Below are 17618 nucleotides of genomic sequence, written 5' to 3'. Positions count from 1 at the left end.
CGCAGGCGCGCCTGGTATCACTTCGCGGCGGAGCCCGGCCGCTCGCGGTAGTGGTCGACGATCCCGCGCTTCAGGTACGCGGTCTTCTCCATGACGTCGCCCTTCTTGCCCGCGCCGACGTCCCTCGTCAGGTAGCTGCGCTCACCGAGCAGGGTCAGGCTGTCCCGGTCGAAGACCCACTCGGTGATCTCCCCCGTCCTCTTGTCGACGCGGGCGACGCCGACCCCGTGGCGCCCCGCCGCGTCCACCGCGTCCTCCTTCCGCGTCACCCCGGGGAGCTTCGCGGCGGCCTTGTAGAGAGCGGCCGCGTTCTCCGGCGGCATCACCGTCTCACCCAGGAAGGAACCGATCCGGTTGAAGACGGCCTGTGCCTTCTCCCCCTCGTCGTCCGGTTCGGCCATCCGGTAGAGCTCCTTGAGCAGGACGTCCGGGTCGGTCGGCAGGGACGCCAGCCACTGGTACGTGGGGCGGTAGGGGCCCGCCGGGGACCCGCCCAACTCGGCCATCCGGCCCCACTCCCCGTTTTCCCTTATCTCGCCGGTCTTGGTGATCCGCTTCACCTGTTGCGACATCCAGACCTCGCGCTCATGCCGCGGCTCCAGTTTCGAGGAGCCGTCCTCCTTCATCTCGGCCCCCGCCGTAAGGCTCTTGACGTAGACGAACTGGTCCTGTCGCACCGGCTTGACGTCCGACTTCGCCGCGGTCCCGGCGATCCGGTCGAGCAGGACGGTGGCGGTCTCGCGCGGCTGGGCGGTGGTGTCGCCGGACGTCCCGCCCCCGGTGAAGGTGACGGCCAGCGCCCCGGCCAGCGCCAGGGCCGCGGCGGGAATCAGCAGCGCCGGGCGCGGCAGCCGCCGCAGGGCCTTCCGGGCGGGCGCGGGGGTGCGGTTCTGGTCGTCATCGATGTGCTGCATCAATCGGTCCTTGTGATGGAGGTACGGAGCGGAGGGCACGTCCCGTTCGGCCGGGACGGGAGGAAGCAGCCGGGCGAGCTCCTCGCGCGCGATGTCCTCGTACGCGTCGCGCGCGGTGTCCTCGTACGCGGCGTCCTCGCGCTCGCGCTCGGGCCGGGCGGGCCCGGAGCCGACGGCGTTCATCGGGGGTCCTCCTGAAACTCCTGAAAGGGCAGGGCCGCGAACGCGGCTTCACGCTGTACCTCTCCGCGGCGGTGCGGCGGTTCCTTCTTTTCTTCCGCGAGCCGCTGGTCGGCGAGGGTGCGCAGCCGGGCGCGGGCCCGGGACAGCCGCGAGCGGACCGTTCCCACCGGGATGCCCATGGCCTCGGCCGCCTGCGCGTAGTCCAGACCGGACCAGACGCACAGCGCCAGCACCTCCTGCTCCCCGCGCCGCAGCCGGCCGAACACCGTGCGCACGGCGGCGATCCGGCGGGCGTCGTCGATCCGGCCCGCCGCCTCGTCCGCGAAGTCCGCCACCGGGGCGGGCGGCGGGCGGCGGGCCAGGAAGGCCAGGCGGCGGCCGATGCCGCGGTTGGCGTTGCGCGCCTTGTTCGTCGCCACGCCCAGCAGCCACGGTTTCAACGTGCCGTCGCCCGGCTCCAGTTGCTCCCGGGTGCGCCAGGCGTCGAGGAACGTATCGCCCATCACCTCCTCGGCCACCGACCAGTCGCCGGTCAGCCGGAAGGCATGGTTGTAGACCGTGCGCGCGTAACTCTCGTAGAGCTCCGCGAACGCCTCACGGTCACCCGCCCGTATCCGCGCCCGCAGGCCATCACTCATCTCGTTCACACCTCACACCCGTGCCTCTCCGCACGGCGGAGGTGGTTCCCGTGACCTGTGCCACATGTGGGGCGCGGGCGCGAGCAGCTCCTGGATGCGGATGACGCGGTCCACCGCGCCCTCCCCGTACTCGCGATGGCCGCCCGGGGTGCGCTCGGCCGTCACGCGGCCTGAGCTCAGCCGACCCGGACGGCCGGCTGGTGGCGGACGGGGAAGTTGACCGAGTTCGCGATGAAGCACGCCTGATGGGCGTCCGTGTGCGCCGAACGCGCCCGCTCCAGCATCGCCTCGTCCGCGACGGTGACCACCGGATTGAGCACCACCTCGGTGAAGCGCCCGCTGTGCCCGGCCGTCTCCTCCATGACCCCGGCGGCGACGTCCTCGTACGCCGTGACCGTCACCCCGTCCCGGGCGCATACGGAGAGGTAGGTCAGCATGTGGCACTGTGAGAGCGAGGCCAGCAGGAACTCCTCCGGGTTCCAGCACTCCGGATCCCCCAGGAACGCGGGATCGGCACTGCCCCGCAGGGTCGGCTTCCCCTCGCCGAGGATGTCGTGCGACCGCCCGTAGTCCCGGTAACCAGTCGTCCCCGAACCGGTGTTACCGGTCCACCGGACGGTTGCGCGGTAGGTGTGCTGTCGGCCCATCGTCTGTGCCTCCCCTTCGTGTCCCAGCGGTGGCGGAACTGGCTCCCGCCCATCGTGCCGTGCTGACTGGGAGTGTCCCACCCAGGAGGAGCGCGTCCTGGTACAGGGGCTCTGACCTGCGCAGACTCGGTGGGGTCAGGACAGAGCGGCACCAGGACGGAAAGGGATACCGCCATGAACGCCATGCACGCCACGACCGGGACCGGCAAGGTCGTGCTCATCACCGGGGCCAGCAGCGGGATCGGGGCGGCGACCGCGCGTCGGCTCGCCGCCGACGGGCATCGGGTCCATCTGGGGGCGCGGCGGACCGAGCGGCTGGGGGAGCTGGCCGGGGAGATCACCGCCGGGGGCGGCAGCGCGGCGTACCAGAGGCTGGACGTCACCTCGGCCGATGAGATGCGGGCCTTCGTGGCGGCCGCCCGGGAGCGGTTCGGGCGGGTGGATGTGATGGTCAACAACGCCGGGGTGATGCCCCTCTCACCGCTCGAGGCGCTGAAGGTCGACGAGTGGGACCGGATGCTCGATGTGAATGTGCGCGGTGTGCTGTACGGCATCGCCGCGGCCCTGCCGGTGATGCGGGAGCAGGGCGGCGGGCATGTCGTGAACATCGCCTCGGTCGGCGCGTACGAGGTGTCGCCCACCGCCGCGGTGTACTGCGCCACCAAGTTCGCCGTGCGCGCCATCTCGGAGGGGCTGCGCCAGGAGTCGGCCGGTGACATCCGGGTCAGCCTGGTCTCCCCGGGCGTGACCGAGTCCGAACTCGCCGAGTCCATCTCCGATCCGAGCGCCCGCGAGGCCATGAAGACCTACCGCTCGGTGGCCCTCCCCGCCTCCGCGATCGCCGACGCCATCGCATACGCCATCGGACAGCCGCCCGAGGTCGACGTCAACGAGATCGTGGTGCGCCCGGCCGCGAGCGCCCAGTAGGGGCGGGCCGTCCAGGAGAGGCGGGCCGTCCAGGAGGGGCGGGTCGTCCGCGGGGCGGGTGGAAAACCGGTGGGGCGATCGGTGACGGCGGCTCACACTGAGGGCATGGACGGAGCCATGTCGAGTCAGCTGCTGGGGTTCCCGCCCGAGGCGCGGGTGCTCATCGTCAACTGCGACGACCTCGGCATGCACGAGTCGGTCAACGTCGCCGTCATCGACGCGATCGAGGAGGGGATCGCGAGCTCGTGCAGTCTGATGGTGCCGTGCCCGGGGGCGCCGCAGGCCCTGCGGATGCTGCGCGCGCGGCCGGCCATCCCGTTCGGCATCCACCTCACGCTCGTCCGCGACGCGGACCACCTCCGGTGGGGGCCGCTGAGCGCGAAGGGGACGGTGGCGTCGCTGCTCGACGAGCGGGGCGAGCTCTTCACCGCCGGCCGGCGGGAGGAGCTGTTCGCGCGGGCGCGCCCCGAGGAGGTCGAGCGGGAGTTCCGGGCCCAGATCGAGGCCGTGGCCGACGCGGGACTGACGCCGACTCATCTGGACTGGCACTGTCTGGCCGACGGCGGCCGTGCGGACGTCTTCGAGCTGACCGTGGCGCTGGCGGGGGAGTACGGACTGGCGGCGCGGGTCTGGCTCGACGGCGGCCGCCGGACGGCGCGCGGGCGAGGGCTGCCGGTCACCGACCATGACTTCCTGGACAGCTTCGCCCTCGACGTCGACGGCAAGGCGGCCCGCTACGCCGAGCTGCTGCGCGCCCTGCCACCCGGGCTCAGCGAGTGGGCGGTCCACCCCGGTCTTGACGACGCCCGGTCGCGGGCCGCCGAGCCCGGCGGTGGATGGCGGGTGCGCCACGGCGACCACACGTTCCTGACGTCGGCGCGGGCCCGCGAACTGCTCGCGGAGGAGGGCGTCGTGGTGATCGACTACCGGCCGCTCCAGCGGATCTGGTCCGGGGACCGCTGACTTGACGCCGTTGCCGGGGCCCGCTTTGATCGCAGCAGCCGCACGGTGTACTTGCCCCGTGCCGCGCAAGAGGTGCGCCCAGCCGGTAGGGGACCCGGTGCCGGTCCCGAGCCCGGACACAGTCGCCAGGACGGCGGATGCCATCCGAGGCGGGGACGCTACCCGCGAGTGTTGGAGTTTTCATGCCAGCCAGCCATGCCGCACGCCTTCGTCGCCGCTGGGCCCTCGCGTCGGTGGTGACGGCCGCCGCCGCTGCGGCCGCCGTCGTGACCGTGTCCATGTCCTCGGGAGCCAGCGCGTCCGAAGTGGCGCTGCCGCCCGTCCACGGTGGCTTCGACTACCAGATCGGCGGGGCCTACACCCCGCCGAAGGGTGTCGACATCGTCAGCCGCGACCGCGGGGACTCCCCGGCGAAGGGGCTGTACAACATCTGCTACGTCAACGCCTTCCAGGTCCAGCCGGGCGAGCGCGACCAGTGGCCGGACGACCTGCTGCTGCGCGACCGCAACGGCGATCTCGTCATCGACACCAAGTGGAAGGAACCGCTGCTCGACCTCCGTACCGCCGAGAAGCGCGAGCGCGTGGCGGACAAGGTCGACGGGTGGATCGACGGCTGTGCCGACAAGGGGTTCGACGCCGTCGAGCCCGACAACTACGACAGCTACGAACGCTCCAAGAAGCTGCTGACCACCGCCCACGCCAAGGCGTTCATGGCCCTGCTTTCGGAGCACGCCCACGCCCAGGGGCTGGCCATCGCGCAGAAGAACACCGCGGAGCTGCTGCCCGACCGGGAGGCGGCCGGGCTGGACTTCGCGGTGGTCGAGGAGTGCGGCGAGTACGACGAGTGCGGTGAGTTCGCCAAGGCGTACGACGACCATGTGGTGGTGGTCGAGTACGGCGACGAGGGCTTCGCCAAGGCGTGCGAGGGCTGGGGCGACCGGCTCAGCGTCGTCCGGCGGGACGAGGGCGTCTCGCCCGCGGGCGAGGACGGCTACGTTCGCGAGACCTGTTAGGGGATTCCCTCGTGTCGTCCCCGCCCGCCCCGCGCGGGCGGGGACGCGTGGCGTCCGGGGCGGGGGCGGCTCAGATGCCCAGCTTGGCCTCGTGCGCCGCGGCCACGGCCTCCTTGTCGCCCTCCAGCTCGACCCGGGCGGAATCCTGGCGGCCGGTGAGGAAGAGCGCCAGCTCGCCCGGTTCGCCGGTGACCGTGACGACCGGGGTGCCGCGGTTGGCCACCGCCGTACGGCCGTCCGGGCGGCGCAGCACCAGGCCGACGGGGGAGCGGCGGCCGAAGATCCGGGCGCCGCGCTCGATGCGGGACCAGAGCGTGTCGGCGAAGACCGGGTCCAGCTCGCGCGGTGTCCAGTCCGGGCGGGCGCGGCGCACATCCTCGGCGTGGACGTAGAACTCGAAGCTGTTGGCCGCCTCGTCCACCTGCTTCAGCGCGAACGGCGACATCCGCGGCGGACCGGTGCGGAACAGCTGGAGCAGCTCCTCGTACGGCCGCGCCGCGAACTCCTGCTGCACCCGGGCCAGCCGCGCGGCCAGCGGCTTGACCAGCACCCCGGCGGCCGCGTCGGGGCGGCGCTCGCGGACCACCAGATGGGCCGCCAGATCGCGGGTGCTCCAGCCCTCGCACAGCGTCGGGGCCCCGGGGCCCGCGCCGTCCAAGAGGTCGGCGAGAAGCAGGCGTTCGCGCTTCGCGTGAGTGGACATGCGTCCACCCTACGACCGGGACCCGCCCACTGCCACGAGGAGCGCCGCCGCACCCCGGCGCGGCGCCCCCTCCTGCCAGGCCTACGCGGTGTGCGGCTCCGCCGCGTGGCGGCGGCACCGCCCCTGGACCCCAGGATCTGAGCGGTACCCCGCAATCCGCCGGACGACACGCCGCCCTAACTAACCCGGCAGCGGCTTGCTCAGCTTCTTGCCGTCGCGCCCGGCGCTCAACGTGAGCGCACAGGAGACCTGGTCCTCACCCTGGATGGAGTACGTGCCCAGCGCGGGGTACAGCGCGTAGTAGTAGTACATCCGGCCGTCGTTGGGGATGCTCTTGAGCCGCTTCTTGGCATCCGTCGCGCACAGCGCCAGCGCCTTGGTCTGAATCGCCTTCTCGGTGGAGAAGTCGCCGCTCAGCGTCTCGTTGGCGATCACCTCGCCGTCGTGCGGACCGTGGCAGGACCGCTTCTCGACCTTGGTGACGCTGCTGTCCATCGCCGGATGGTCGAAGCACCGGCCTGGGGCGAGCACCACATACGGCACCTTGTCACCGGGCGCGCCGGACTCCGACGCGTCCGGGGCCGCCGACTCCGAGGCGCCCGGATCCCCGTCGGGGGCCTCGCTTCCGCCGCCCAGCGGCGCGCCCTCGCCGGGGTCCTCCGAGCCCGACGGGGCGGCGGACGACTCGGCGTCCGAGGGCGAGGAGAGGGGACGGTCCGAGGCCGAGGCGGACGAGCCGGCGTCGGCCGACGTCTCCTTGCCGCCGTCGTCCTTCGTGCCGATGACGATCGCGCCGACGACCACCGCCACGGCCACCACCGCCGCGATGACGATCGCCGTGGTCCTGGAGCCGCCGCTGCCGGGCGGCGGGGGAGGGGGCGGCAGCGCCCCCGGGGGTATGGACCCCGGCGGCAGCGCGCCCGGGGGCGGGCCGCCGGGCAGCAGGGCCGGCGGGGTGGGCGGACCGAAACCGCCGCTGGGCTGCGCGGGCTGGTCCGCCGGGGGCGGCGGCCCGAAGCCCTGCTGCGGCTGCTGCGCCTGCGGGGGCTGCGCGGGCTGCTGCGGCTGCGCGGGCTGTGGCTGTGGTGGTTGCTGCTGCGGCTGCGGCGGTGGTGGACCGAACCCCCCGCCGTTTCCAGGCCGGTTGGGCTCGTTCGACGGCGGCGGAAACGTCATGCCCGAAGCATGCCCCATTCCACTGACAATCCGCCCATCGGGCCCGGCCTGCCGGCCGGTTTCCCGGCCCGGTTCCCCAGCCCCGGCCCCGGTCCGATCCCGGTCCGGCGGAGATCATTCGGGGGACCCCCCTCCGGACGTGCAGAATGGTCGCATGACCGGCTCCGACTGCCCCTCCGCCCTCGACCCGGCCCTCGCCGCCCGCCTCAAGCGCGGCGCCGACGGCCTGCTGCCCGCCATCGCCCAGCAGTACGACACCGGTGAGGTGCTGATGCTCGGCTGGATGGACGACGAGGCGCTGCACCGCACCCTCACCACCGGCCGCTGCACCTACTGGAGCCGCAGCCGCCAGGAGTACTGGGTCAAGGGCGACACCTCCGGCCATGTCCAGCTGGTCAAGTCCGTCGCGCTCGACTGCGACGCCGACACCGTCCTCGTCAAGGTCGACCAGGTCGGCGCCGCCTGCCACACCGGCGACCGCACCTGCTTCGACGCCGACGAGCTCCCCCTCGGCCCGCAGACCGGCCTGCGGACGGGCCCGCGGACCGGCCAGTAGACCGGCCACCACCCCGCCCAGCCTCCCAGCCCCAGCCCCGTGCCCCGCCGGGCTCCCGAGCCCCAGACCCAGGACGCTGTCACGATGGATCTCGAGACCTTCCGCAAGCTGGCGGCCGACCGCCGCGTCATCCCCGTCAGCCGCAAGCTGCTCGCGGACGGCGACACCCCCGTGGGCCTCTATCGCAAGCTGGCCGCCGAGCGCCCCGGCACCTTCCTCCTCGAATCCGCCGAGAACGGCCGCTCCTGGTCCCGCTACTCCTTCATCGGCGTCCGCAGCGCCGCCACCCTCACCGAGCGCGACGGCCGCACCCACTGGCTGGGCACCCCGCCGGTCGGCGTCCCCACCGACGGCGATCCCCTCCAGGCGCTGCGCGCCACCGTCGAGACCCTGCACACCCCGCGCGACCTCGGCGGGCTGGTCCAGCTGCCGCCGTTCACGGGCGGCATGGTCGGCTACCTCGGCTACGACATCGTCCGCCGCCTGGAGAAGGTCGGCGAGCACGGCCGGGACGATCTGCGCCTGCCCGAGCTGACCATGCTGCTCACCTCGGACCTCGCGGTGCTGGACCACTGGGACGGCACCGTGCTGCTGATCGCCAACGCGATCAACCACAACGACCTCGACACGGGTGTGGACGAGGCGTACGCGGACGCCGTGGCCCGGCTCGACGCGATGGCCGCCGACCTGGTCCGCCCCATGGCGACCGACCCCGCCGCGCTGCCCGACTCCGAGCTGCCCGAGTACACCGCGCTGTGGGGCGGCGAGGACTTCATGGAAGCCGTGGAGGACATCAAGGAGCGGATCCGCGCGGGCGAGGCGTTCCAGGTCGTCCCCTCGCAGCGGTTCGAGACGCCGTGCTCGGCCAGCGCCCTCGATGTCTACCGGGTGCTGCGGGCCACCAACCCGAGCCCCTATATGTACCTCTTCCGGTTCGAGGGCTTCGATGTGGTGGGCTCGAGCCCGGAGGCGCTGGTCAAGGTCGAGGACGGCCGGGCGATGCTGCACCCCATCGCCGGTACCCGCCGCCGGGGGGCCACCCCGCAGGAGGACGCCGCGCTCGCCGAGGAACTGCTCGCCGACCCCAAGGAGCGGGCCGAGCATCTGATGCTCGTCGACCTCGGGCGCAATGACCTCGGGCGGGTCTGCGAGCCCGGCAGCGTGGAGGTCGTCGACTTCATGTCGATCGAGCGCTACAGCCATGTCATGCACATCGTCTCGACCGTCACCGGCAGCCTCGCGGAGGGCCGTACGGCCTTCGACGTGCTCACCGCCTGCTTCCCCGCGGGCACCCTCTCCGGCGCCCCCAAGCCGCGGGCGCTCCAGATCATCGAGGAGCTGGAGCCGAGCCGCCGCGGGCTGTACGGCGGCTGTGTCGGCTATCTCGACTTCGCGGGCGACTCCGACACCGCGATCGCCATCCGCACCGCGCTGCTGCGCGAGGGCACGGCGTATGTCCAGGCGGGCGCGGGGATCGTCGCCGACTCCGATCCGGTGGCCGAGGACGCGGAGTGCCGCAACAAGGCGGCGGCGGTGCTGCGGGCGGTGCACGCGGCGGGCCGCCTGGGGCGGTAGTCCCGGTGGCGGGTGGCTCCCCGGGGCGGTGGTTTCCGGTGGCGGGTGGCTCCCGGGGGCGGTGGTTCCGGGTGGCCGGTGGCTCCCGGTAGGTCCCATATCCCCCACCCGGGAACGATCGCGTACCCGGGTGGGGGATAGTAGTAGGCGTGACTGCCGCAGCCGTACCCCAGCCCAGGGCCGAGCACGAGCCCTCCGCCCCCGCCGCGCGCGGCCGCCGAAGCAGCCTTGCCATCGCCCTGCTCGCCGGTGCGCTCGGCGCCGCCCTGGTCCTGCTGGCCACCAGCCGCAAGTGGGCCGAGGGCACCGCCTCCGTCGCCCAGGGATCCCTCTCGCAGAGCGCCAACGGCGATGACATCACCGGACTCCCCGGTGCGCTGGCGGTCGTCGGCCTGGCCGCGCTGGTCGCGGTCTTCGCCGTGCGCCGCCTCGGCCGTGCCGTCGTCGCGGCGCTGCTGGCCCTCTGCGGCGCGGGCATCGTGATCAGCTCCGCCCTCGGCGCGTCCGACAAGGCGGCGCTGGAGGAGAAGGCGTCCAAGGTGAGCGGGCTGACCCACAGCCCCATCCACGACGTGGCGTACACCCCCTGGCCGTGGGTCGCCGCGGCGGGCGGGGTGCTGCTGCTGCTCGCGGGCGTGCTCGCCCTGGGTTACGGCCGTCACTGGCCCGCCATGTCCGGGCGGTACGAGCGCGCGGGCGCCCCGGGCACCCCGGGCCGGAGCCGCACCCGGGTCGGCGGCGCCGCCGCCGACCCGGACCGCCCCGAGGAGCTGTGGAAGGCCCTGGACCGCGGCGAGGACCCGACGGAGGCCACGGCCCGGCAGGAGCAGGAGGCTGAGCGCGGCGCCTAGGGCGTCCGGCGGCTCGTGACGCCTGCGGCGGGCCACGCGCGTCAAGATCCGCCGGACACCCCGTAGGCCCCGCCCCAGAGCGCTGCCCTCGACGCCTGCCCTCGCGCCCGCCTTCCCGCCTCGCGCCGTAAGGTCCCACCCCCGCTCAAGGGCGTTTCGCGCATCGGGGACAATGGCGTGGGAGCGTTCGCCCCCGAGCGCCCGGACCAGGCGCGTACAGATACGAGGAGAATTCATGGCGGGTCACGACCACGGACACACCCCGGCCGCCTGGACCGGTGTCACCATCGCCTTCATCGGCTTCTGCGTCGCCGGCGCGTTCACCGTGGCGGCCAACCCGCTCGGCTTCTGGGCGGGCATGGTGATCATCGCCCTCGGCGGTGTCGTCGGCGCGGCGATGCGCGCGGCCGGGCTGGGCATGCCCAAGACGCAGCACCCGCCGCAGCCGCGGCCCGCGGCGCAGTCGCAGACCCAGGCGCAGACCCAGACCCAGAGCTGAGCCCCGGCGCGGCCCGGGGCCGCGTCCGCCTCCATCGCATGCGGCACTGAGCCGTACGGAGGTCGGCGCATCGGCCCTGAGCTGCGCCTTAGCGGCTCCCCGGGCAGACTCGGCGGTGTGACCGAACCACTGCCGACCGCCCTCGTCCCCCTGGTGCGGCGTCTGGCCGCCCCGTTCGGTGTGCTCGCGGGCGTTCTCGCCGCCTTCGGCTATGTCGGCGCCGTGGACCCCCGGGAGCCCGGCCACTACCCCGTCTGCCCGCTGCTGCGGCTCACCGGGCTGTACTGCCCCGGCTGCGGTGGGCTGCGCGGCGCCCATGCCCTGGCCCATGGCGATCTGGCGGCCGCGCTGCGTGACAACGCCCTCGCCGTCGGCTGTTACGCGGTCTTCGCGGTCTGCTGGGTGGTGTGGTGCGTACGCGGACGCTTCCCGGCGCCACGGGTGTGGCACGCGGGGGCGCTCGGCGTGGTGGCCCTGGTCTTCGCAATCGTCCGGAATCTCCCGTTCGGGGGACTGCTGGTGCCGTGACCGTTGTTGTGTATGTGCATGTGGCGGGCGTCCGCGTCAACCGGATGCGAGACCTCGGCCTACCGACGGCTACCATCGCAGTGCCAGGTGACACGGTGGACCGCCGCACCCGGTACAGATCAGAAGCTTCATCCCCGTCACGGAAGGGGGCCGCTCGGTGAGTGTGCTCGACGAGATCATCGACGGAGTCCGTGCCGACCTCGCGGAGCGGCAGGCGCGCGTCGCCCTCGACGAGCTCAAGGAGCGGGCGGCCAAGGCCCAGCCCGCGAAGGACGGTGTCGCGGCGCTCAAGGGCGACAGCGTCAAGGTGATCTGCGAGGTCAAGCGGTCCAGCCCCTCCAAGGGCGCGCTCGCCGCGATCGCCGACCCCGCCGGGCTCGCCGCGGACTACGAGGCGGGCGGCGCGGCCGTGATCAGCGTGCTGACCGAGCAGCGGCGCTTCGGCGGATCGCTGGCCGACCTGGAAGCCGTAAGGGCGAAGGTCGACATCCCGGTGCTCCGTAAGGACTTCATCGTCACCTCGTACCAGCTGTGGGAGGCGCGGGCGCACGGCGCCGACGTCATCCTGCTGATCGTCGCCGCGCTGGAGCAGCAGGCGCTGGTCTCGCTCATCGAGCGGGCCGAGTCGATCGGGCTGACGCCCCTGGTCGAGGTGCACGACGAGGAGGAGACCGCCCGCGCGGTCGACGCCGGTGCCCGGGTGATCGGCGTCAACGCGCGCGATCTCAAGACCCTCCAGGTGGACCGCTCGAACTTCGCCCGGATCGCACCGGAGATCCCGGACCATATCGTCAAGATCGCGGAGTCCGGGGTGCGCGGCCCGCACGACCTGATCGCCTACGCCAACGACGGCGCGGACGCGGTGCTGGTCGGCGAGTCCCTGGTGACCGGGCGCGACCCCAAGGCCGCGGTGGCCGATCTGGTGGCGGCGGGCGCCCATCCGGCGCTGCGCCACGGCCGGGACTGACGACGGGGCGGGATCGGCGGACCATGGAGACGTACGCGCGACTGGCACGGGGCTGTCGGCCCCGGGGCTGCCGCGCGCCCGCGAGGCGGGTGCGGGGGCGGCGCGTGCGCTACCACATCGGATGCGAGCCGGGGCAGATCAACGGGCGGCGATGGCGCCGGGCGGCGGCGCGCTGAGCGCACGCCGCACGCGTTCCTATCCATTCCACCTGTTGCGGGGCGATGCCCCGATTGTCGCGGGGCGCTGCCCCGATCGAGGAGTACGTCGCATGTCCTCTGATTTCTTCATCCCTGACCCGGAGGGTCAGGTGCCCAGCGCCGAGGGGTATTTCGGTGCCTTCGGCGGCAAGTTCATCCCCGAGGCGCTCGTCGCCGCGGTCGACGAGGTCGCCGCCGAGTACGAGAAGGCCAAGGCGGATCCCGCCTTCGCGGCCGAGCTCGAGGATCTGCTGGTCAACTACACCGGCCGGCCGAGCGCGCTGACCGAGGTGGGGCGGTTCGCCGAGCACGCCGGGGGTGCCCGGATCTTCCTCAAGCGGGAGGATCTCAACCACACCGGCTCCCACAAGATCAACAACGTGCTGGGGCAGGCCCTGCTCACCCGGCGGATGGGCAAGTCCCGCGTCATCGCCGAGACCGGCGCCGGCCAGCACGGGGTGGCCACGGCCACCGCGTGCGCGCTGTTCGGTCTCGAGTGCACCATCTACATGGGCGAGATCGACACCCAGCGGCAGGCGCTCAACGTGGCGCGGATGCGGATGCTGGGCGCCGAGGTCATCGCCGTGAAGTCCGGCAGCCGCACCCTCAAGGACGCCATCAACGAGGCGTTCCGGGACTGGGTCGCCAATGTGGACCGTACCCACTACCTCTTCGGCACCGTGGCCGGACCCCACCCCTTCCCGGCGCTGGTGCGCGACTTCCACCGGGTGATCGGCGTGGAGGCGCGGCGGCAGATCCTGGAGCGGACCGGGCGGCTGCCGGACGCGGTCGCGGCCTGTGTGGGCGGCGGATCCAACGCGATCGGGCTGTTCCACGCCTTCCTGCCGGACGAGAGCGTGCGGATCGTCGGCTTCGAGCCCGCCGGGCACGGCGTGGCCACCGGAGAGCACGCGGCCACGCTGAGCCAGGGTGAGCCCGGGATCCTGCACGGCTCCCGGTCCTACGTCCTCCAGGACGAGGACGGCCAGATCACCGAGCCGTACTCGATCTCGGCCGGTCTCGACTACCCCGGTGTCGGCCCCGAGCACGCGTATCTGAAGGACATCGGCCGCGCCGAGTACCGGGCGGTCACCGACGACGAGGCCATGCGGGCGCTGCGGCTGCTCTCGGAGACCGAGGGCATCATCCCGGCGATCGAGAGCGCCCACGCGCTCGCGGGCGCCCTGGACCTCGGCCGGGAGCTGGGGAGCGACGGCCTGGTGCTGGTCAATCTCTCCGGGCGCGGCGACAAGGACATGGACACGGCGGCCCGGTACTTCGGGCTCTACGAGCAGCAGGGCGACGAGGGGGCGAAGTGATGGCCGGGAACCTGGAGCTGCTGGGGTCGGTCCTGGCGGGCGCCAAGGACGAGGGGCGCGCCGCGCTCGTCGGCTATCTGCCCGCCGGCTTCCCCACCATCGACGGCGCGGTGGACGCGATGACCGCCATGATCGAGGGCGGCTGCGACATCGTCGAGGTCGGGCTGCCGCACAGCGATCCGGTGCTCGACGGGCCGGTGATCCAGACCGCCGACGACATCGCGCTGCGCAACGGGGTGCGGATCCGCGATGTGATCCGCACGGTGGGGGAGGTGCACACCCGCACCGGCGCCCCGATCCTGTGCATGACGTACTGGAACCCCGTGGACCGGTACGGCGCCGAGCGGTTCGCCGCCGATCTCGCCGAGGCGGGCGGCGCGGGCTGCATCCTGCCCGATCTGCCGGTCGAGGAGTCGGAGATCTGGCGGAAGGCCGCCGAGCAGCACGGTCTGGCGACCGTGTTCGTGGTCGCGCCCAGCAGCCGTGATGAGCGACTGGCGAAGATCACGGCGGCGGGCAGCGGTTTCGTCTACGCGGCGTCCCTGATGGGCGTCACCGGAACGAGGGAATCGGTGGGCCAGGAGGCGCGCGTTCTCGTGGAGCGCACCCGCTCCACCACCTCGCTCCCGGTCTGCGTGGGCCTCGGCGTCTCCAACGCCACCCAGGCGGCGGAGGTCGCGGCGTTCGCCGACGGGGTCATCGTGGGCTCGGCCTTCGTCAAGCGGCTGCTGGACGCCGAGGGTGACACCGAGGCCGGTCTGGCGGGGCTGCGCGAACTCGCGGGCGAGCTGGCGGAGGGCGTCCGCGCCGCCCGTTAGAGGGTCGCTCGTTCGAGGGAACAACGGGGCGGAGGAGCTCAGCGGTGCTCCTCCGCCTCGTTAGGCGAGGGCGTGAGCCAGAGAAACCGTGAGGGAAAGCGCGGCGCCCGAGAGCGCCTGCGGGAACAGCGCGAGCGGGACCGGGCGCGTGCGAAGCGTAAGCGGACGCTGGGCGTCCTGGGGACGGTGGTGGCCGTCCTCGGTGCGGCGGTGGGCGTGGGCATCTTCGCGTCCAGGACCGACGACGACTCGGGGAAGTCGGGCAGCGCCCTGGTGCCGCCGCGCGGAGCCGTCGGCAAGGGGCGCCTGGTGATCCCCTCGGGGAGGTCGGAGAAGGCCGGGCAGGAGGGGAAGGCGGGGGCGGCGGGGAAGGCGGGCCCGGTGACCCTGACGGTCTACGAGGACTTCCGCTGCCCGGGGTGCAAGCAGTTCGAGGACGTCTTCCGCAAGACCGTCCACGAGCTCCAGGACACCGGCCGGATGAGGGTCGAGTACCACCTGGTGACGATCATCGACGGAAACCTCGGCGGCACCGGTTCGGTCCGCGCCGCGAACGCGGCGGCCTGTGCCCAGGACAAGGGCTCCGCGAAGTTCCGGGCATACCACGATGTGCTCTACCGCCACCAGCCCCAGGAGACCCGGGACACATACGCCGACAACGGCAGGCTGATCAAGCTCGCGGACCAGGTCCCCGGGCTGGTCACGCCCGGCTTCCGGCGTTGCGTCGAGGACGGCCGCCACGACGCCTGGGTGCGCAAGTCCAACGACGTCTTCGCCCACTCCGGCTACGCCTCCACGCCGACCGTGCTGCTGGGCGGGAAGTCGATCTACGGCGACCCCAAGAAGCCGCTGAGCCCCAACAAGCTCAAGCGCATGGTCCTCGCGGCGGCCCGCGACTGATCCTTGTTACGCAGCCGTTGCCGGGTGGGTTGCCGCATCTCCCGCCCGGCACGGTAGCGTCGGTCCTGTCATGGACCTCCTCGCTTATATTCCCAGCCCGTCGTCCGGCGTGATCTATCTCGGTCCGGTCCCGCTGCGCGGCTATGCGTTCTGCATCATCATCGGCGTCTTCGTCGCGGTCTGGTACGGCGGTCGGCGCTGGGTCGCCCGTGGCGGCCGGGTCGGCACCGTCGCCGACATCGCCGTCTGGGCGGTGCCGTTCGGCCTGGTCGGCGGCCGCCTCTACCACGTCATCACCGACTACGAGCTGTACTTCACCGACGGCCGTGACTGGGTGGACGCCTTCAAGATCTGGCAGGGCGGCCTGGGGATCTGGGGGGCCATCGCGCTGGGCGCGCTCGGCGCCTGGATCGGCTGCCGCCGCCGGGGGATCCCGCTCCCGGCGTACGCGGACGCCATCGCCCCCGGAATCGCCTTCGCCCAGGCCATCGGGCGCTGGGGCAACTGGTTCAACCAGGAGCTGTACGGCAAGGCCACCACGCTGCCCTGGGCGCTGAAGATCGACGGCGACGCCGACGCGGGCCGGGTGGCCGGCACGTACCACCCGACCTTCCTGTACGAGTCGCTGTGGTGCGTCGGCGTGGCGCTGCTGGTGATCTGGGCGGACCGCCGCTTCAAGCTGGGGCACGGCCGGGCGTTCGCCCTCTACGTCGCGGCGTACACCGTGGGCCGCTTCTGGATCGAGTACCTCCGGGTGGACGACGCCCACCATGTGCTGGGGCTGCGGCTCAACAACTGGACGTCCGTCGTGGTCTTCCTGGCCGCGGTGGCCTATCTGGTGATCTCCGCGAAGCGGTCCCCGGGCCGCGAGGAGGTCGTGGAACCGGCCGCGATCGAGGACGGCGCGGCCCCGGCCACCGGGACGGGCGGCGACGCCCCGGCCGGGAGCGCGGCCAAGGGCGGCTCCACTCTGGCCAAGGGCGACGGCACTCCGGCCAAGGGCGGCGACGCGGACGAGGCCGGTGCGGTGGCCGCCGAGGCGGAGCCCACCAAGAAACCCTGACGCGCGTCCACCGGGCCGCCGGACCCCTCGGGGTTTGGCGGCCCTTCTGCGTTTGTGCAGGTCAGCGAGGTAAGTTCGGCCTTCCTTGCTGGCGGAGCGGGGGAATTCGTGCGTACCTTCGAACCGTTGGGGTGAGGGCCGCATCGCCACACCCTTCTCGAAGGGAGCACATCTTCATATGTCCGTCATCGACAGTGCCGAGTCACCGCACATCGCCCACCGCGACAACCACACCCACCGTGATGTGAACGGCGGCTGGCTGCGCCCCGCCGTCTTCGGGGCCATGGACGGACTGGTCTCCAACCTCGCGCTGATGACCGGTGTGGCCGGTGGCGCCGTGGACCGGCAGACGATCGTGATCACCGGTCTGGCGGGCCTCGCGGCCGGTGCCTTCTCGATGGCCGCCGGTGAGTACACCTCCGTCGCCTCCCAGCGCGATCTGGTCCAGGCCGAGCTGGAGGTGGAGCGGGGCGAGCTGCGCAAGCACCCGGCGGACGAGCTGGAGGAGCTGGCCGCGCTCTACGAGTCGCGCGGGGTGGAGCCGGCCCTGGCCCGTGAGGTGGCCGAGCAGCTCTCCCGCGACCCCGAGCAGGCGCTGGAGATACACGCCCGCGAGGAGCTGGGCGTGGACCCGGACGATCTGCCGTCGCCGCTGGTCGCGGCGGTCTCCTCGTTCGGCTCGTTCGCGCTGGGCGCGCTGCTGCCGGTGCTGCCGTATCTGCTGGGCGCCTCGGCGCTGTGGCCGGCCCTGGTGCTGGCGCTGATCGGGCTCTTCGGCTGCGGTGCCGTGGTGGCGCGGGTGACCGCCCGGAGCTGGTGGTACAGCGGGCTGCGGCAGCTGGCGCTGGGCGGCGCGGCGGCGGGTGTGACCTATGCCCTGGGCGCTTTCTTCGGAACGGCCGTAGGATGACAGTCATACGGCGAGCCGCATAATCACGCCGTTACTCCTCGGTTTCGATCCTTTTACGGGCGGGCATAAGCCCGAAGCGCTTGGGCAGTGTCGCCCGATCCGCGCCATGGCGACGCCGGTCGCCCCATCCCCAATGCCCGTACTGCCTCACCTCACCCCACTCCTGGGGTGTCCGCATGATGGAACGGAATTTCCGCTTCCCGAGATTCGCCCCATCATGTAACCTGCACGAAATTCTCGCGGAGGGCCAACGTCGTCCCTCGGCACACGC

At 72.6% G+C, this 17618-nt stretch carries 20 protein-coding genes and 1 pseudogene; 15 read left to right on the top strand and 6 right to left on the bottom strand.

Annotation, left to right across the window (positions count from 1 at the left end):
* Window positions 1–17: 17 nt before the first annotated feature.
* The 4 genes and pseudogenes from ACJX2R_RS15880 to ACJX2R_RS15865 form a co-directional block, all read right to left on the bottom strand.
* Entirely contained in the window at window positions 18–1097 is a 1080-nt protein-coding gene (locus tag ACJX2R_RS15880; protein WP_413100636.1) for a CU044_5270 family protein, read from the bottom strand.
* On the bottom strand, window positions 1094–1735 hold the full coding sequence (locus tag ACJX2R_RS15875; RefSeq protein WP_413100635.1) for an RNA polymerase sigma factor: 642 nt from the start codon (window positions 1733–1735) through the stop codon (window positions 1094–1096). The genes ACJX2R_RS15880 and ACJX2R_RS15875 overlap by 4 nt, the downstream gene beginning before the upstream one ends.
* A gap of 78 nt (window positions 1736–1813) precedes the next feature.
* A pseudogene (locus ACJX2R_RS15870) lies at window positions 1814–1906 on the bottom strand (MerR family transcriptional regulator); the annotation flags it as partial.
* A gap of 5 nt (window positions 1907–1911) precedes the next feature.
* Window positions 1912–2382 (bottom strand): OsmC family protein, encoded by a 471-nt coding sequence (locus tag ACJX2R_RS15865; protein WP_262704690.1) that lies wholly within the window; start codon window positions 2380–2382, stop codon window positions 1912–1914.
* A gap of 183 nt (window positions 2383–2565) precedes the next feature.
* Here ACJX2R_RS15865 and ACJX2R_RS15860 point away from each other — a divergent pair, with 183 nt between their 5' ends.
* From ACJX2R_RS15860 to ACJX2R_RS15850, 3 genes are all read left to right on the top strand, one after another.
* Window positions 2566–3309, top strand: a complete 744-nt coding sequence (locus ACJX2R_RS15860) for an SDR family oxidoreductase (protein WP_413105867.1) — start codon at window positions 2566–2568, stop codon at window positions 3307–3309.
* A gap of 105 nt (window positions 3310–3414) precedes the next feature.
* Entirely contained in the window at window positions 3415–4272 is an 858-nt protein-coding gene (locus tag ACJX2R_RS15855; protein WP_413100634.1) for a polysaccharide deacetylase family protein, read from the top strand.
* 182 nt (window positions 4273–4454) lie between these two features.
* Window positions 4455–5285: an endo alpha-1,4 polygalactosaminidase gene (locus ACJX2R_RS15850; RefSeq protein ID WP_262704692.1), complete on the top strand. Its 831-nt coding sequence runs from the start codon at window positions 4455–4457 to the stop codon at window positions 5283–5285.
* Between the two features lie 70 nt (window positions 5286–5355).
* Here ACJX2R_RS15850 and ACJX2R_RS15845 read toward each other — a convergent pair whose 3' ends face one another.
* The gene (locus ACJX2R_RS15845) at window positions 5356–5988 is read right to left on the bottom strand and encodes a TIGR03085 family metal-binding protein (protein WP_413100633.1); all 633 of its coding nucleotides are present in this window, start codon (window positions 5986–5988) and stop codon (window positions 5356–5358) included.
* Window positions 5989–6168: 180 nt separating this feature from the next.
* Window positions 6169–7164: a hypothetical protein gene (locus tag ACJX2R_RS15840; protein ID WP_413100632.1), complete on the bottom strand. Its 996-nt coding sequence runs from the start codon at window positions 7162–7164 to the stop codon at window positions 6169–6171.
* Between the two features lie 154 nt (window positions 7165–7318).
* Here ACJX2R_RS15840 and hisI point away from each other — a divergent pair, with 154 nt between their 5' ends.
* The 12 genes from hisI to ACJX2R_RS15780 all read left to right on the top strand — a co-directional run bounded on the left by hisI (window position 7319) and on the right by ACJX2R_RS15780 (window position 17347).
* The gene (gene hisI, locus ACJX2R_RS15835) at window positions 7319–7720 is read left to right on the top strand and encodes a phosphoribosyl-AMP cyclohydrolase (protein ID WP_413100631.1); all 402 of its coding nucleotides are present in this window, start codon (window positions 7319–7321) and stop codon (window positions 7718–7720) included.
* 39 nt (window positions 7721–7759) lie between these two features.
* The gene (locus tag ACJX2R_RS15830; RefSeq protein WP_413100630.1) at window positions 7760–9295 is read left to right on the top strand and encodes an anthranilate synthase component I; all 1536 of its coding nucleotides are present in this window, start codon (window positions 7760–7762) and stop codon (window positions 9293–9295) included.
* A gap of 149 nt (window positions 9296–9444) precedes the next feature.
* A complete protein-coding gene (locus ACJX2R_RS15825; protein ID WP_413100629.1) occupies window positions 9445–10146 on the top strand; it encodes a TIGR02234 family membrane protein in 702 nt (233 codons plus the stop codon).
* Window positions 10147–10381: 235 nt separating this feature from the next.
* A complete protein-coding gene (locus tag ACJX2R_RS15820; RefSeq protein ID WP_262704698.1) occupies window positions 10382–10645 on the top strand; it encodes an HGxxPAAW family protein in 264 nt (87 codons plus the stop codon).
* Between the two features lie 117 nt (window positions 10646–10762).
* Window positions 10763–11173 carry a DUF2752 domain-containing protein gene (locus tag ACJX2R_RS15815; protein WP_413100628.1) on the top strand — a complete coding sequence of 137 codons (411 nt, stop codon included), beginning with the start codon at window positions 10763–10765 and terminating at the stop codon, window positions 11171–11173.
* 157 nt (window positions 11174–11330) lie between these two features.
* Window positions 11331–12140, top strand: coding sequence for an indole-3-glycerol phosphate synthase TrpC (gene trpC / locus ACJX2R_RS15810; RefSeq protein WP_137977522.1), 810 nt, complete (start codon window positions 11331–11333; stop codon window positions 12138–12140).
* A gap of 23 nt (window positions 12141–12163) precedes the next feature.
* Window positions 12164–12316: a tryptophan biosynthesis modulator TrpM gene (gene trpM / locus ACJX2R_RS15805; protein WP_369075658.1), complete on the top strand. Its 153-nt coding sequence runs from the start codon at window positions 12164–12166 to the stop codon at window positions 12314–12316.
* A gap of 92 nt (window positions 12317–12408) precedes the next feature.
* Window positions 12409–13656, top strand: a complete 1248-nt coding sequence (gene trpB, locus ACJX2R_RS15800; protein WP_413100627.1) for a tryptophan synthase subunit beta — start codon at window positions 12409–12411, stop codon at window positions 13654–13656.
* The gene (gene trpA / locus ACJX2R_RS15795) at window positions 13656–14474 is read left to right on the top strand and encodes a tryptophan synthase subunit alpha (protein WP_413100626.1); all 819 of its coding nucleotides are present in this window, start codon (window positions 13656–13658) and stop codon (window positions 14472–14474) included. The genes trpB and trpA overlap by 1 nt, the downstream gene beginning before the upstream one ends.
* 72 nt (window positions 14475–14546) lie before the next feature.
* Window positions 14547–15374, top strand: coding sequence for a DsbA family protein (locus ACJX2R_RS15790; RefSeq protein ID WP_413100625.1), 828 nt, complete (start codon window positions 14547–14549; stop codon window positions 15372–15374).
* Between the two features lie 70 nt (window positions 15375–15444).
* Window positions 15445–16437, top strand: coding sequence for a prolipoprotein diacylglyceryl transferase (lgt, locus tag ACJX2R_RS15785; RefSeq protein WP_413100624.1), 993 nt, complete (start codon window positions 15445–15447; stop codon window positions 16435–16437).
* Between the two features lie 178 nt (window positions 16438–16615).
* Complete coding sequence (locus tag ACJX2R_RS15780; protein WP_413100623.1) at window positions 16616–17347, top strand: VIT1/CCC1 transporter family protein; 732 nt, start codon at window positions 16616–16618, stop codon at window positions 17345–17347.
* Window positions 17348–17618: the final 271 nt, after the last annotated feature.

This window comes from Streptomyces sp. Inha503, from assembly GCF_047215865.1.
GTDB lineage: Bacteria > Actinomycetota > Actinomycetes > Streptomycetales > Streptomycetaceae > Streptomyces > Streptomyces lycopersici.
Note: the sequence above shows the minus strand (reverse complement) of the source record. Positions and strands in the feature narration are given on the sequence as shown.